General features: G+C 71.6%; 11 protein-coding genes. 7 read left to right on the top strand and 4 right to left on the bottom strand.

What is annotated here, in order from left to right; genetic code table 11:
- Nucleotides 1-17: 17 nt before the first annotated feature.
- From BLT97_RS15525 to BLT97_RS15535, 3 genes are all read right to left on the bottom strand, one after another.
- The gene (locus BLT97_RS15525) at nucleotides 18-911 is read right to left on the bottom strand and encodes a universal stress protein (protein WP_093610399.1); all 894 of its coding nucleotides are present in this window, start codon (nucleotides 909-911) and stop codon (nucleotides 18-20) included.
- Nucleotides 912-929: 18 nt separating this feature from the next.
- A complete protein-coding gene (locus BLT97_RS15530; RefSeq protein ID WP_093610401.1) occupies nucleotides 930-3,275 on the bottom strand; it encodes a phosphoketolase family protein in 2,346 nt (781 codons plus the stop codon).
- 119 nt (nucleotides 3,276-3,394) lie between these two features.
- Complete coding sequence (locus tag BLT97_RS15535) at nucleotides 3,395-4,264, bottom strand: universal stress protein (protein WP_093610404.1); 870 nt, start codon at nucleotides 4,262-4,264, stop codon at nucleotides 3,395-3,397.
- 1,106 nt (nucleotides 4,265-5,370) lie between these two features.
- Between BLT97_RS15535 and BLT97_RS15540 the strand changes: the two genes are divergently transcribed.
- The 7 genes from BLT97_RS15540 (at nucleotide 5,371) to BLT97_RS15570 (ending at nucleotide 12,275) form a co-directional block, all read left to right on the top strand.
- Complete coding sequence (locus BLT97_RS15540; RefSeq protein ID WP_093610406.1) at nucleotides 5,371-8,202, top strand: bifunctional acetate--CoA ligase family protein/GNAT family N-acetyltransferase; 2,832 nt, start codon at nucleotides 5,371-5,373, stop codon at nucleotides 8,200-8,202.
- A 40-nt stretch (nucleotides 8,203-8,242) separates the two neighbouring features.
- Nucleotides 8,243-8,974, top strand: coding sequence for a CBS domain-containing protein (locus tag BLT97_RS15545; protein WP_093610408.1), 732 nt, complete (start codon nucleotides 8,243-8,245; stop codon nucleotides 8,972-8,974).
- Nucleotides 8,975-8,990: 16 nt separating this feature from the next.
- Nucleotides 8,991-9,494 (top strand): flavodoxin domain-containing protein, encoded by a 504-nt coding sequence (locus BLT97_RS15550; protein ID WP_093610410.1) that lies wholly within the window; start codon nucleotides 8,991-8,993, stop codon nucleotides 9,492-9,494.
- 161 nt (nucleotides 9,495-9,655) lie between these two features.
- Nucleotides 9,656-10,123 carry a Crp/Fnr family transcriptional regulator gene (locus BLT97_RS15555; protein ID WP_093610412.1) on the top strand — a complete coding sequence of 156 codons (468 nt, stop codon included), beginning with the start codon at nucleotides 9,656-9,658 and terminating at the stop codon, nucleotides 10,121-10,123.
- Complete coding sequence (locus BLT97_RS15560) at nucleotides 10,120-10,830, top strand: ferredoxin reductase domain-containing protein (protein WP_093610414.1); 711 nt, start codon at nucleotides 10,120-10,122, stop codon at nucleotides 10,828-10,830. The genes BLT97_RS15555 and BLT97_RS15560 overlap by 4 nt, the downstream gene beginning before the upstream one ends.
- On the top strand, nucleotides 10,823-11,461 hold the full coding sequence (locus BLT97_RS15565; RefSeq protein WP_093610416.1) for a CBS domain-containing protein: 639 nt from the start codon (nucleotides 10,823-10,825) through the stop codon (nucleotides 11,459-11,461). The genes BLT97_RS15560 and BLT97_RS15565 overlap by 8 nt, the downstream gene beginning before the upstream one ends.
- 118 nt (nucleotides 11,462-11,579) lie before the next feature.
- Nucleotides 11,580-12,275, top strand: coding sequence for a response regulator (locus BLT97_RS15570; RefSeq protein WP_093610418.1), 696 nt, complete (start codon nucleotides 11,580-11,582; stop codon nucleotides 12,273-12,275).
- A 52-nt stretch (nucleotides 12,276-12,327) separates the two neighbouring features.
- On the opposite strand, the gene BLT97_RS15575 is transcribed toward BLT97_RS15570, so the two are convergent.
- Complete coding sequence (locus BLT97_RS15575) at nucleotides 12,328-14,055, bottom strand: sensor histidine kinase (RefSeq protein WP_093610420.1); 1,728 nt, start codon at nucleotides 14,053-14,055, stop codon at nucleotides 12,328-12,330.
- Nucleotides 14,056-14,171: the final 116 nt, after the last annotated feature.

Below are 14,171 nucleotides of genomic sequence, written 5' to 3' on the forward strand. Positions count from 1 at the left end.
CGGTTCCGGGCGCCGGTTCAGTCGTGCGGGACCACCACGACCGGGCAGGTCACGTGATGGATGACGGAGTGCGCGGCCCGGCCCAGGCGTACGACGTTCCGCGGGCGGCCGATGACCAGCAGCGAGGCACCCAGGGATGCCTTGAGCAGCACGTGGCCGGCGTGCCCGTAGACGAGCCGCTCCCTGACCGGGGTGTCGGGGAACTTGCGCTGCCACGGCCGCAGTACCGCCGACAGAGAGCACAGGGTGTTCCGCTCCAGTTCGCGCGAATCGCCGGGGACGGAGACGGTGACCGCGGGGATGTAGGCCGACAGCGGCGGCAGGGTCCATGCGTGCACCACCTCCAGGGGCGCCCCGCGTGAGGCGGCGGCGTCGAAGGCGTAGGCGAGCAACTCGTCGCTCGGGCGGGTCAGATCGAGGCCGAGGGCGACCGGCCGGTAGGGCGTCGTACAGGTCGGTGCTCCGTCGGCGTCGGGTTCGTGGGCGTCCTCGGGTAGTTCGCCGGCGCGGACCAGAGCGACGGGACCGTGCGTGCGGGCGGCCACGCCGAGCGCGACCGAGCCCACCATGAAGGCCGCGAACCCGCTGTAGCCCCGGGACCCGAGGACGAGGAGTTCCGCCTCGCGTGCCGCGTCCACCAAGGCGGGGATCGGCGCTCCCGTGTGCTGCCGGGCGTGGATCTCCAAGGTGGGGTGGGCGTAGGAGAGGCTGATGGCGGCGAGGTTCAGGATCCCGTCCAACCGTGCGCCGACCACGTCGAGTTCCGGCAGCCCTGTGCGCGGGTGAGGTGCGTCGGCGACATGCAGCAGGCGGAGCGGCAGCCCGCGGCGTACGGCTTCGCGGGCGGCCCAGTCGGCGGCGTCGAGGCTTTCGCGGGAGCCGTCCAGGCCGGCGATGACGAAACGGTTCATGGCGGACCTCGGGTGGGTTCAGTGCGGCCAGGCCCAGGAGGCGACTTCGGGCAGGTCGGTGCCGTGGTCGCGGATCCAGGCGTGGTGACGGGTACGGGCGTCGGCCATGCGCTGACGGACGGCGCTCGCGCGGACGGCCAGTCCGGGGACGCGGTCGATCACGTCCATGACCAGGCGGTAGCGGTCGAGGTCGTTGCGGACGACCATGTCGAACGGAGTCGTGGTGGTGCCGGACTCCTTGTAGCCGCGCACGTGCAGGTGGGCGTGGCCCGCCCGGCGGTAGGCGAGGCGGTGGATGAGCCACGGGTAGCCGTGGTAGGCGAAGATGACGGGCTTGTCGCGGGTGAACAGCGCGTCGTACGCGTGGTCGGGCATGCCGTGCGGGTGTTCCTCGCGCGGCATGAGGCGTGCGATGTCGACGACGTTGACCACGCGGACCGCAAGGTCGGGCAGGTGCGCGCGCAACAGGGCGGAGGCGGCCAGGACTTCCTGGGTGGGGACGTCTCCCGCGCAGGCGAGGACGACGTCCGGGGTGCGTTCGCCGTCGTCGGTGCCGGCCCAGTCCCAGATCCCGGCACCGCGCGCGCAGTGGGCACGGGCTTCGTCGAGCGACAGCCAGTCGAAGCAGGGCTGCTTGCCCGCGACGATGACGTTGACGTAGTCCCTTGATTCCAGAGCGTGTTCGGCGACGGAGAGCAGTGTGTTGGCGTCCGGCGGCAGATACACCCGTAGGACCTCGGGGCTCTTGTTGAGGACGTGGTCGACGAAGCCGGGGTCCTGGTGGCTGAAGCCGTTGTGGTCCTGGCGCCAGACGTGCGAGGTCAGCAGGTAGTTGAGGGAGGGGATCGGGGCGCGCCAGGGCAGGGCGCGGGAGGTCTTCAACCACTTGATGTGCTGGTTCACCATCGAGTCCACGATGTGCACGAAGGCCTCGTAGGAGGAGAACAGTCCGTGCCGGCCGGTCAGGAGATAGCCCTCGAGCCAGCCCTGGCACACGTGCTCGGAGAGGATCTCCATGACGCGGCCGTCGCGGGCGAGGTGGTGGTCGGTGGGCCGGGTCTTCGCCTGCCAGGCCTTGCCGGTGTGGGCGAACAGGGCTCCGAGCCGGTTGGATTCGGTCTCGTCCGGCCCCACGACGCGGAAGTCGCGCCGATCGGCGGTGTCGGCCATGACGCCGGCCAACAGACCGCCGAGCACCCGGGTCGGTTCGTGCAGAGTGGTGCCGGGCTTGTCGACGGGCACGGCGAACGCTTCGAGCGGTCGGATCGGCAGGCTCCGGGTGCGCAGGCCGCCGTTCGCGTACGGGGTGCTGCCGAGGCGCTTGGTGCCCTCGGGGATGCCGGCCCGTACCTGATCGGTGGGGCGGCCGTCGGCGTCGAAGAGTTCGCGCGGCCGGTAGGAGAGCAGCCACTGCTCCAGTTGCCGCAAGTGCTCGGGATTGTCGCGTACGCCCGCGAGCGGGACCTGGTGCGAGCGCCAGGTGTCCTCGACCGGTTCGCCGTCCACCGTCTCGGGGCCGGTCCAGCCCTTGGGTGTGCGCAGCACGATGACCGGCCACCGGGGGCGGCCCTGCGCGGTCGGTGCCTCGGCTTTGATCCGGTCGATGCGGTCCAGGGCTCGGTCGAGGGCCTGGGCGAAGGCGCGGTGCACGCGGCGCGGGTCGCTGCCGGTGACGTACAGCGGCTCGTGACCGTACCCCTTGAGCAGGGCGTCCAGTTCGGCCTCCGGGAGACGGGACAGGACGGTGGGGTTGGCGATCTTGTAGCCGTTGAGATGCAGGATCGGCAGGACGGCGCCGTCGTGCACCGGGTCGAGGAACTTGGTGGAGTGCCAGGACGCGGCCAGCGGCCCGGTCTCCGCCTCGCCGTCGCCGATCACGCAGGCGACGAGGAGGCCCGGGTGGTCGAAGGCGGCTCCGTAGGCATGCGCGAGGGAATAGCCGAGCTCGCCTCCTTCATGGATGGAGCCCGGCACCTCCGGGGCGACGTGGCTCGGCACCCCGCCGGGAAACGAGAACTGCCGGAAGAGACGGGCCATTCCGGCTGCGTCCCGGGTGACGTCGGGGTAGGTCTGCGTGTAGCTGCCGTCCAGCCACGATCCCGCGAGGACGGCCGGGCCGCCGTGCCCCGGCCCCCAGATGCACAGGGTGTCCTGGCCACGGTCCTTGATGATGCGGTTGAGGTGGGTGTACACGAGGGTGAGGCCGGGCGAGGTTCCCCAGTGGCCGAGGAGCCGGGGCTTGATGTGCTCGGGCCTGAGCGGCTCGGTGAGCAGCGGATTGTCCAAGAGGTAGATCTGGCCGGCCGCAAGGTAGTTGGCGGCGCGCCAGTGGGCGTCCAGGGCTGACAGCTGGATCCTGGGCATGGGAGATCGCCTTCCGTCGGATGTGCTGGGAATGTGCGGGCGGGTTCCACACGTGACCCGGACCAGACGGGTCGCAGTGGCCCCCGCTTCCCGGAGCCGCGCGTGGGGCCGGTGTCCGGTCAGGCGTGCGGCACGATCGCGACGGGGCAGGTCGCGTGGTGCAGCACGGCGTGGTTGACGGGGCCGAGCTGCATGCCGACGTGGCCCTTTCGGCGCCGCGCGCCCACGACCAGCAGATCGGCGGTCTTCGCGGCGTCGAGCAGTGCTGTCCGGGCCCGGCCCTCGACCACCTCGCCGCGCACGGCAGGGTCGTGGTGGGCGTCGCCCATGTTCCGCAGCGCCTGGGTCAACTCGCCCTGTGCGCGCAGCCGATGGGACTCCACGGCGTCCTCCGCGATCGGGTGGTCCGGCAGCTCGTGGGCCGGGCAGCGCCACGCGTGGACGGCCAGCAGGTGCGCATCGCGCCGCTTGGCGGCCCGGAAGGCGAACTCCAGGGCCGGCGCCGCATCCTTCGCCTCGTCCACACCGACGACCACCCGCCCGAAGGCACCGTTCCGGCTCTGCTCCGTGCCCCGCACCACGATCACCGGGCATTCGGCGTGCGCGGCCACGGCGAGGCTCACCGAGCCGACCAGCAGACCCGCGAGTTCTCCGCGTCCGCGGTTGCCGACGATCACCGCGCCGGCTCGGCGGCTCTCCGTGATGAGCGCGGCCGCGGGGTCCGCGGGGGCGACCTGCCCGGTGACCTTCACCGCGACGGTCCTGCGCATCGCCCGCTCGACGGCCCGGTCCACCATGCGGTCGGCGAACTTCTGCACCACACGCCGGTTGATGTCGAACGACGGCTCATGCCCCTCGTACCACTCCCAGCTCGACCCGCACACGACCCTCAGGTCCACGCCGCGGCGTACCGCTTCGTCGACGGCCCAGTCCAGCGCCCGCAGGCTCGCGTCCGATCCGTCCACGCCCACGACCAGTGCCTGCTCCATGACGTCATCTCCCCTCGGGCGCGGTCCGGTGGTGGCCGCGCGCTCGCTTTGACGCTGTCAGCGCGGGGCGACGCAAGGCAGTGGCTCAGCGGCCCTTGAACGTGGGCCGTTCGGCCCTGAGGCCAAGAGAGGGAGGTGGGGGCGGGGCGGGCTGCCGCCACAAGCCGGCCCGGTGGCGGTCCCGACTGCCGACCGCAGCAAGCCTGTAACCATCCCGGCAGGTGCAAAGGGCATGCAGGCCGGGCGGGAGTAGCTTCGATGGTGCTCGGCTGCGTCGGTGCGTGCGACCCAGTCACGTCAGCGCACCCGACAACGGCCGCCGCCCCGAAGGGTGGCGGCGGCCGTCGTGACGCCAGGAGCGAGGCTCCCCCCTCGTCAGCTCCTTGCGTCATTCCGTCCTCCTCGGCGACGCGGCGCGGGAGTGACCGGGCACGCCGGGAGGACCGTGGCTGGAGCCGTGTTGTCGGCGATGCGGCTCCAGCCGCGTAGCGGGGCCTGAACAGCCAGGGCCGGGGGCCGGGGCCACAGATGAGGCAGGAGCTCCTTCGTGCGTCGACCTGCCGCCGAGTCCGCATCCGTACTGCCTCGACCACGATGGTAGGACGCTGCACACCCTGATCGGAACCGACCTTGAGCAGGCGTTTCTTCGCCTGCTCTCCCTGGTGTGCCCCCGAGCGGAGAGCGGCCTTCCGCTCGGCCGGCCCCCAACCCGGCCGAGCGGAAGGCCGTGCGGGGCGAGCGCCTCGGGTCGCGCTCAGCCGAACCGCACGGAATCGTCCAGGTGCCGGACTTGGCCGCCGGCACCGGGACTTCAACGATCAGCCATCCGTGCTTGCAGCGACAGCAACAAATCCCCACGTTCGGTCGGTGCACTGCCGCGACTCCAACAATCCCGGACGGGGGAAGGCTCGGGGAGGGCCGAGCGGGCCCATGGCCGGGGCCGAACGGCCCCTCGTGAGGCGGTGCGGCCACATCCGGCTCGGGTTCAGGGCCCTTCGGCCCCCGATGGCACCCCATGCGGCCACTGCTCCCCGAGCGACGCGCGTCCGAGGCTGACTGCGTCCGCACTCCACCGTGCGTCATCGAACGACGAGAGCAGGCCTGTCATGCTTCAACGCCCCTCAGGACTCGACGCCTCACAGCTCGGGACGCACGCACCCGCCGCAGCCTCACCCGGGGTGCACGCCCTGCTCAGCGATGGCACGACGGTGCACATCCGCCCGGCGGTGTCCGGCGACCACTTGGAAGCCCTCAGGTTCTACGAGGAGATGGCACCCGAGAACTTGAGGCTGCGGGTCTTCGGACTGAGCAGCGGATCCGCCCAGCTGGCCGCCGACCGCATGTGCGACGGGATCGCCAGGAACGGCGGTGAGTGCGCGAACGGCAGGCTGCACGGTTCCCGAAACGGCTACCGAGCACTGATCGCCGAGCACGCCGGCGAAGTGATCGGCATCGCCGAATACGAACGCAGCGCAAACCGCACCGAGTTGAAGGACCCCGCATCACCGCAGGAGGACACTCCCGACCGCACGACCGCCGAGATCGCCCTGGCGGTCGCCGACCACTGGCACCACCGCGGTGTCGGCACACTGCTGCTCGAACACCTGGTATCGGCCGCAAGGGCCGCCGGTATCACCGAGTTCACCGCGGACGCACTGGCCGAGAACCACGAGGTCCTGCGGGTCTTCGCGGACCTCGGGCTGCGCACCGCGCGCCACTTCGACGGCCCCGAGGTGCGCTGCACCATCCCCCTGGCGGACACCGAGGACTACCTGGCCTCCGTGGAGGGCCGGGCCGCTGCGGCGGGCATCGCGAGTCTGCGACCGCTGCTGCGGCCGCAGTCGATCGTCGTCATCGGCCCGGGACGCAGGCCCGGTTCGGTCGGACGTGCGGTGCTGCGCAATCTCTGCACGGGCGGTTACACGGGCCGGCTCTTCGCCGTCCACCCGAAAGCCGCGAGCATCCTCGGCGTCCGCGCGTGGCCGACCGTGGACGCGCTGCCCACGGCTCCCGACCTGGCGGTGATAGCGGTTCCGGCCGCAGAGGTGCCGGGCGTCGCCGAGCAGTGCGGTGCTTTGGGCGTACGGGCCGTGGTGGTCGTCTCCGCAGGTCTCGACGCGGACCGGGCGCAGGCCCTGCTCGCCTCCTGCCGTAGCCACGACATGCGCCTGGTCGGGCCCGACTGCCTCGGCCTGGCTGCCGCCGGAGTGAACATCCGCATGGACGCCACGTTCGCAGCGCACCACCCCACGCCGGGCACCGCAGGAGTGGCCGTGCAGTCCGGCGGTGTCGGCATCGCACTGCTCGGCGGCCTCGCGCGCCTGGGTATCGGCGTCTCCGACTTCGTCTCGCTCGGCGACAAATACGACGTGAGCGGCAACGATCTGCTGCAGTGGTGGGAACACGACGGCCGTACGGAACTGGCGCTGCTGCACCTGGAGTCGTTCGGCAATCCGCGCGTCTTCTCCCGCACGGCCCGCCGCGTCACGCGTCGGATCCCCGTGCTCACCGTGGACGCCGGCCGCACGGATGAAGGCCGCCGTGCCGCTGCCACGCACACCGCCGCCGCGGCCACTTCCAGGCTGACGCGGCAGGCGCTGTTCACTCAGGCGGGGATCACCGCCACCCGCTCGGTGCCCGAACTCCTGGCCACCGCGGCCCTGTTCCACTGCGGGCCGCCGCCCCAGGGGCCCCGGATCGCGATCGTGACCAATGCGGGTGGCGCCGGGGTCCTCGCCGCCGACGCCTGCGCGGAGGCGGGGCTGACGCTCCCGCCGCTCGGACCGCAGCTCATGGATGAACTGCTGGAGGTCCTGCCCTCCGGTGCCGCGGCCGGCAACCCGGTCGACGCCGGTGCGGCCGTCACCGAGGAACATCTGCGCGCCTGTGTCGACCGGTTGGCGGCAAGCGCGAGCGTGGATGCCGTCCTCGTCGCCCTCGTGCCCACCGCGGTCGCGGCGGCAACCGGTGACGACTTGGTGCGGGCTCTGACGCACGCTCCGGACCGGCGCTCCTCGAAACCGGTCGTCGCGGTCCTCCTCGACCAGGACCGGTCGGTGCGTCTGCTGCCCTGCAGTGATGACTCCCGTATCCCTGCGTACGCCGATGCACAGTCCGCGGCCCAGGCCCTGGCGCACGCTGTGGTGCGCGGCACGTGGCTGGCCAGGCCAACCGGCACCGTTCCCGGTCTGGCCGGAATCGACTCCGCCCGCGCCCACGGCATCGTGGACAGCTACCTGGAACAGCACTCCGAGGGGGGTCTGCTGGACCCTCGCGCGTGCGCGGCGCTCCTGGACTGCTACGGCATCTCCCAGCAGCCCTGGGCCTGGGCTGTCACCGAGGACGAGGCCGTGCTCGCCGCCGACCGCCTGAAGGGCCCGGACGGACGCGTCGTCCTCAAGGCCCACTGGCCCGGTCTCACCCACAAGAGCCGCCAAGGCGCCGTCCACCTCGACCTGCGCGGAGACTCCCAAGTACGCGCCGCTTGGCGGGACTTCGAGATCCGGTTCGGCCACCTGATGACCGGCGCCGTCGTCCAGCCGCTCGCGGCGCGCGGGACGGAACTGTTCGCTGGCATCGTCCAGGACGAGGTCTTCGGCCCTCTGGTCCTGTTCGGACTCGGCGGCACCGCCACCGAAGTCCTCGCCGACCACGCGGCCCGGCTCGCACCCCTCACCGACCACGATGTCCACGACCTGATCACCGCCCCGCGCTGCGCACCGCTGCTGTTCGGCGTGGACGGCCACGGCCCGGTGGACCTCGAAGGCCTCGAACAGCTCCTGCTGCGCCTCTCCCGCATGGCGAGCGATCTGCCCCAACTGGCAGAGGCCGACCTCAACCCGGTGCTCGCGCGGCCCGACCGCATCACCGCACTCGACGTCCGCGTGCGGGTGCTGCCCCGCCAGGCCGGCGATCCCTACCTGCGCAGGCTCCGCTGAGATCCCGCGCCCCGTCCGCACACCGGAGGAGGAGGTACACATGAAGCACACCACCATCGCCTCGGTCATGACCGGCGACGTCGTACACGTCGGATACGGCACCCCCTTCAAGGAAGTCGCCCGGCTGCTCCACACCCACCGCATCAGCGGTCTGCCGGTCGTCGGCGCCGACGAGACGGTCATCGGCGTCATCTCGGAGACCGATCTCATGGCCCGTCAGGCCGAGGCCGCCGATCCGTACACCCCACCGCGTCGCGTCCGTCTGCCGCGGATCGGAAAGGGTGCCCGCGCGCGCAGGGCCAAGGCCCGCGCCCGTACGGCAGGGCAGTTGATGTCGGAGCCGGCGATCACCGTGCACGCCGACTCCACCATCGCCGAAGCGGCCCGCACCATGGCGGCCCGCCGCGTCGAGCGCCTGCCCGTCGTCGACGGCGAGAACCGACTCGTCGGCATCGTCACCCGCCGTGATCTGCTGCAGATCTTCCTGCGTACCGATGCCGACATCCGCCGCGAGATCATCGACGAGGTCCTCGTCCGCACGCTGTGGCTGGCTCCGCGTGCCCTCGACGTCCAGGTCCACGAGGGCGTGGTCACGCTCGCCGGCCGACTGGACCGCAGCAGCGAACTGCCGGTCGCGATCCACATGGCCCGTCAGGTCGACGGAGTGGTCGCCGTTGTCGACAAGCTGACGTACCGCTTCGACGACTCCCATCTGCAGCCCGGCGAGCAGGCGTTGCACGGCATCGCCGACGACTGGCTGCGCAAACTCTGAGGGAAGGGCCGATCCCATGTCCGGCAGCACGGTTCTCGTGGCGTACGGGTCGACGTACGGAGCCACGGCCGAGATCGCCTCCCGCATCGGCGTCGTCCTCGCCGAGCACGGGCTCACCACCGAGGTGTGCCCGGCCGGCAGGGTGCGGGCGGTGACGGCGTACGACGGCGTGATCCTGGGCGGCGCCCTGTACGCCGGCCGCTGGCACCGCGACGCACGGCGCTTCGCCGGCCGCCACCGCAAGGCCCTGGGGCGAATGCCGCTCTGGCTGTTCAGCAGCGGCCCACTCGACGACTCGGCGCCCACGATGGCACCCGCTCCAGGCGTGCGGCGGCTCCTGCACCGGCTCGACGCCCGCGACCACATCACCTTCGGCGGCCGCCTGGACACGACCGCGGGAGGACGGATGGCGCGCATGCTCGTCGGTTCGGGCAAGGGCGGCGACTTCCGCGACTTCGAGGCCGTCACGGTCTGGGCGGAGTCCGTCGCCCGAGAACTCTCCGAGAACGTGCGTGCGTGACGACCTGCCTCATCGCGCCGCCCGGCCGGGCGCGCGGGGGTTGGAGAGGCCGGCCGGGTCCGGCTTGTGGAGCTGACCGGCCCACCCCAGCGGACCGATCGGCCCCTGCCACCGCCCCGGAGGCGGGCGGACGCTGAGGACAGCGCAGAGAGGAGACGACGATGACACTCACCACCGCCACCCCCCGCCTGGTGCAGGCCTTGTCCGCCGAGCACCGCGGCCGCCTGATGGCCATCGCCCGCGAGGTCGACTTCCCGCAGGAGACCCGCCTGTTCAACGAGGGCCGACGGGCCGACCGCTTCTGGATCATCCGTTCCGGCACCGTGGCCCTCGACCTGTCCGTTCCGGGACGGCGCGCGGCCGTGGTGGAGCGGCTGGGATTCGGAGAACTGGTCGGCTGGTCCTGGTTGTTCCGCCCGTACATCTGGCAGCTCGGTGCCACCGCCGAGTCACCCGTGCGCGCCCATGAGTTCGACGCCACCGCCGTGCGCGCGATGTGCGTGGACGACCCCGAGTTCGGCCGCGAGGTGGGTCAGTGGGTCGGCAAGGTACTCGCCCACCGCCTGCACTCCACCCGCGTCCGGCTGCTCGACCTGTACGCGCCCTACGGCAGCGGGAGCACGGTGTGAACACCGTTCCGTACCGTGTGCTGACCCGCTGGGAGGAGACGCCGGATGCGGCGACCCTGCGCCTCGAGTCCCTGGACGAGCCGCTGCCCGGCTTCGTCGCCGGACAGTACGTCCGCGTCGGCCACCGCGCCCTGCCGGTCAGTGCCCTGCCCACCACCGGCGGCCTCGGGCTGACCGTGTGCCGCGCCGACGGGCTGCTGTTCGCGGCTCGCGCCGGTGCCGTCCTGGAATTACGCGGCCCGTACGGCACCGGCTGGCACCTGGAGAAGGCCCTCGGTCACGACCTGCTGGTCATGGAGTACGGCATCGGGCTCGCATCCCTGCGCCCGCTGATCCGCGACGCCGTCGCGGACCCGCGGGCGTACGGACATCTCAACGTCCTCATCGGCGGCCCCGATCCGGAAGGTCTCATGGCCCGCCACGAGACCCGCCGCTGGACCACGTCCTGCACCGCGTGCACCGTGGACCGCATCGGACCCGGCTGGTACGGCGCCACCGGCCCCGTGCACGCGATGCTCGACCGTGCCCTCTTCGATGCCGGTCGCACCAGCGCTTTCGTCTGCGCACCCGATGATCTGCTCCGCGCATCCGCGATTGAACTCCTGCGCCGCGGGATATCCGCCGACCGCATCATGACGGGGGCTCTCACCGCGGAAGCGCCCGCCGCACCACTCCGCATCCGCCGTTGGGGAGCGCGAGATGCCTGAATCCCCGTACCGGGTCGGCGATGTGATGACCCACACCGTGATCGCCGTCGGCCGCAACGCACCGTTCAAGGAGATCGTCGAGCTGTTCGACGAGTGGAAGATCAGCGCCCTGCCGGTGGTGGAGGGCGAAGGGCGCGTCATCGGCGTCGTGTCCGAGGCGGACCTGCTGCCCAAGGAGGAGTTCCGCGACGAGGACCCGCCCCGGCAGGACGTCCTGCGCCGCCTCTCCGACCTGGCGAAAGCCGGTGCGGTGTCGGCCGAGGAGTTGATGAGCAGCCCAGCGGTCACCGTCCGCACGCACGCCACCCTCGCGCAGGCTGCCCGGATCATGGCCCGCAACCGGGTCAAGCGCCTGCCGGTGGTGGACGAGACGGGGCTGCTGCAGGGCATTGTCAGCCGGGCCGACCTCCTGAGGGTCTTCCTTCGCGAGGACGACCAGATCGCCGACGAGATCCGAAGCTCCGTCCTGGCCAGGCTTCCGGCCGCATCCGAGGTGACCGTGTCCGTCACCGGCGGGGTCGCCACCATCGCCGGCCCGCTGCGCGACCGCACCCTCGTGCCGGTGCTCGCCCGCGCCATCCGTGCCGTCGAAGGAGTCGTCGACATCGAGGTGGACCTGGCACACCCTTGAACTCATCGCACGCACAGGGCCGTTCGGCCCCTGGCCACAGGGCGGGTCCGCGCGCCAGTCTCGTCAGGAGCCGACGAGCCTACGTGCGGCCGACCACGTCGCCCGCCAGGGAGCCCCGATGACCCAGCCGCCCTCCGACCCACCGAAGACCCCCATACGGGTCTTCCTCCTCGACGACCACGAGGTGGTGCGCAGAGGCCTGAGCGACCTGCTCGGCGCCGAGGACGACATCGAGGTCGTCGGCGAGGCCGCCACCGGCGAACAGGCCCTCGTCCGCGGCCCGGCATTGCGCCCCGACGTGGCGGTCCTCGATGTGCGCCTGCCGGACAGCGACGGCATCACGGTCTGCCGCGAACTGCGCTCGCACATGCCGGACCTGGCCTGCCTGATGCTCACCTCGTTCGACGACGAGGACGCTCTCCTCGACGCCATCATGGCCGGCGCGGCCGGCTACGTCCTCAAGCAGATCAAGGGCTCCGACCTGGTGACAGCGGTCCGCACGGTCGCCGCGGGCCAGTCCCTGCTCGACCCGGCCACGACGGCCCGCCTCATGCGAAGCCTGCGCGGCCCCGACGAGCCCGAACCGCCCGCCGCCGACCCCCGCCTGACGGGACTCAGCGACCGCGAGCGCGCCATCCTCGCCCTGATCGGCGACGGCCTCACCAACCGCCAGATCGGCAAGCAGCTCTACCTCTCCGAGAAGACGGTGAAGAACCAGATCTCCCGTCTCCTGGCCAAGTTGGGCGTGGAGCGCCGCATCCAGGCCGCCGTGATCGCGGCCCAGGTCCCGCCACGGCCGGACGCCTCCGGCTAGCGCCAGGTGTATACGAGGAGCTGCGCAGACGAAGACCCGGGAGTACGGGAGGCTAGGCCAGGTCCGCGCTCGTGAGCGGCACCCGCCACTCGAGCCGCGTGCCACCCGAACTCCCGGAGCCGACGACCAGCTCACCACTCAACTGCCCGGCCCGCTCGGCGAGATTCCGCAACCCGCTCCGCGTACCGGCCCCGCCCCGTATCCCCACACCGTCGTCCTCGACCGCCAGCACCAACAGACCCTTGCGAACGACCAAGGAGACCTCAGCCCGCGCAGCCCGCGCGTGCCGAGCCACATTCGACAACCCTTCCACCACCACGGCCACGACATCATCGGCCACGGCACGGGGCACGTTCGTCTCGAGGAGCCCTTCCATCCGCAGGGCGGGAGCGAACCCCAGCCCCGCCGTCGCCTCTTCGGCCGCCCGCACCAGCCGCATCCGCAGCCCAGGCGCAGTGCCCGGCGCCTCGTGCTCGCGCAACCCGAAAATGGACGAGCGGATGATCTTGATGGTGGTGTCCAGGTCGTCCACAGCCCGCTGCAGCCGCTCCGCCGCCTGAGGATGCTCCACGAAACGCTGTGCACTCTGCAGTGTCATCCCGGTCGCGAACAGCCGCTGGATCGCCAGATCATGCAGATCACGCGCGATACGGTCCCGGTCGGCGAGCAGACTGACCTGCTCGGCGTCCCGGCGCCGGTCGGCCAGTTCCAGAGCCAGCGCTGCCTGCCCCGCGAAACCGGCCAGCGGTGCTGTCTCGGACGGCCCGAACACCGGCCGCCCGGCAGTCCGGCCGAGCAGCAGCACCCCCCGCACCCCGTCGCCCGTGCTCATCGGCACGGCCACCGCCGGCCCCATACCGTCCCACCGCTCCGGCCGGAACGTCACACGGGGGTCCTTCCGCACCTCGGCCGTCTCCACCAGAGCTCCGGCGGCGAGGGCGGCTCCGGCGAAGGACCCCTCACGCGGCAGCACGACCACGGCGTGCACCTCTGCACCCGGTCCCAGCGCGAGCACCGGTTTCAAGTCGCCGGACGGGTCGAGGAGTTCCACGACGCCCAACTCGGCGGAGGTCAGCTGCCGGGCCCGCTCCACCATCAGCTCGAGGACGTGCGCCTCCTGAGCCCCGGACAGGAGCTCGCTGGTGACCTCCGCGCTCGCCTCCAGCCACCGCTGCTGCAGCTGCGCCTCCTCGTACAGCCGCGCGTTCTCGATGGCGATCCCCGCCGCGACCGCCAGGGTCGAGAGCACCGCCTCGTCCTCGGCGTCGAACTGCCCGCCGGACCGCTTCTCCGTCAGATACAGATTCCCGAACACCTTGTCCCGCACCCGGATCGGCACACCCAGGAACGAGTGCATCGGCGGGTGATGGGCGGGAAAACCGGACGAGGCCGGATGCTCCGACAGCTCGGCGAGCCGCAGCGGCTCCGGATTACGGATCAGCTCCCCGAGCAAGCCGTGGCCGGACGGCAGATCGCCGATCTCCGCCCGCAGTTCGTCACTGATGCCCACCGGCAGGAACTCGTCCAGCATCTGCCCCTGCCCGATGACTCCCAACGCGCCGTACCCGGCATCGACCAGCGCCACCGCCGTCTCCACGATCCGCCGCAGGACCTGGGCCAGATTCAGCTCCCGGCCCACCGAGAGCACCGCTTCGAGCAGCGTGTGAAGCCTGTCCCGGGTACCACGCACGGCGCCGATCCGCACTTGCAACTCTTCGAGCAGCTCGTCCAGCCGCAACCGGGCCAACTGCCCGGACGCCGACGCCTGTTCCTCGCCCATCGACGCCTCCCCAACGCGACCACGGCGAACGTCCAAGGCCAACGTAGCCGGATACGAAGGCGAGGACAGGCGTCCTGCGGACCTGCGCACAACTGTGCGGGATGAGACCTCGGCTG

Origin of the sequence: Streptomyces indicus (assembly GCF_900100315.1) — a bacterium.
In the GTDB taxonomy this organism is placed as follows: Bacteria; Actinomycetota; Actinomycetes; order Streptomycetales; family Streptomycetaceae; genus Streptomyces; species Streptomyces indicus.

Coding starts and splice junctions, on each gene's coding strand:
- BLT97_RS15570 (WP_093610418.1), top strand. CDS start 11,580: ATGACCCAGCCGCCCTCCGACCCACCGAAGACCCCCATACGGGTCTTC.
- BLT97_RS15530 (WP_093610401.1), bottom strand. CDS start 3,275: ATGCCCAGGATCCAGCTGTCAGCCCTGGACGCCCACTGGCGCGCCGCC.
- BLT97_RS15575 (WP_093610420.1), bottom strand. CDS start 14,055: ATGGGCGAGGAACAGGCGTCGGCGTCCGGGCAGTTGGCCCGGTTGCGG.
- BLT97_RS15540 (WP_093610406.1), top strand. CDS start 5,371: ATGCTTCAACGCCCCTCAGGACTCGACGCCTCACAGCTCGGGACGCAC.
- BLT97_RS15555 (WP_093610412.1), top strand. CDS start 9,656: ATGACACTCACCACCGCCACCCCCCGCCTGGTGCAGGCCTTGTCCGCC.
- BLT97_RS15565 (WP_093610416.1), top strand. CDS start 10,823: ATGCCTGAATCCCCGTACCGGGTCGGCGATGTGATGACCCACACCGTG.
- BLT97_RS15550 (WP_093610410.1), top strand. CDS start 8,991: ATGTCCGGCAGCACGGTTCTCGTGGCGTACGGGTCGACGTACGGAGCC.
- BLT97_RS15525 (WP_093610399.1), bottom strand. CDS start 911: ATGAACCGTTTCGTCATCGCCGGCCTGGACGGCTCCCGCGAAAGCCTC.
- BLT97_RS15535 (WP_093610404.1), bottom strand. CDS start 4,264: ATGGAGCAGGCACTGGTCGTGGGCGTGGACGGATCGGACGCGAGCCTG.
- BLT97_RS15545 (WP_093610408.1), top strand. CDS start 8,243: ATGAAGCACACCACCATCGCCTCGGTCATGACCGGCGACGTCGTACAC.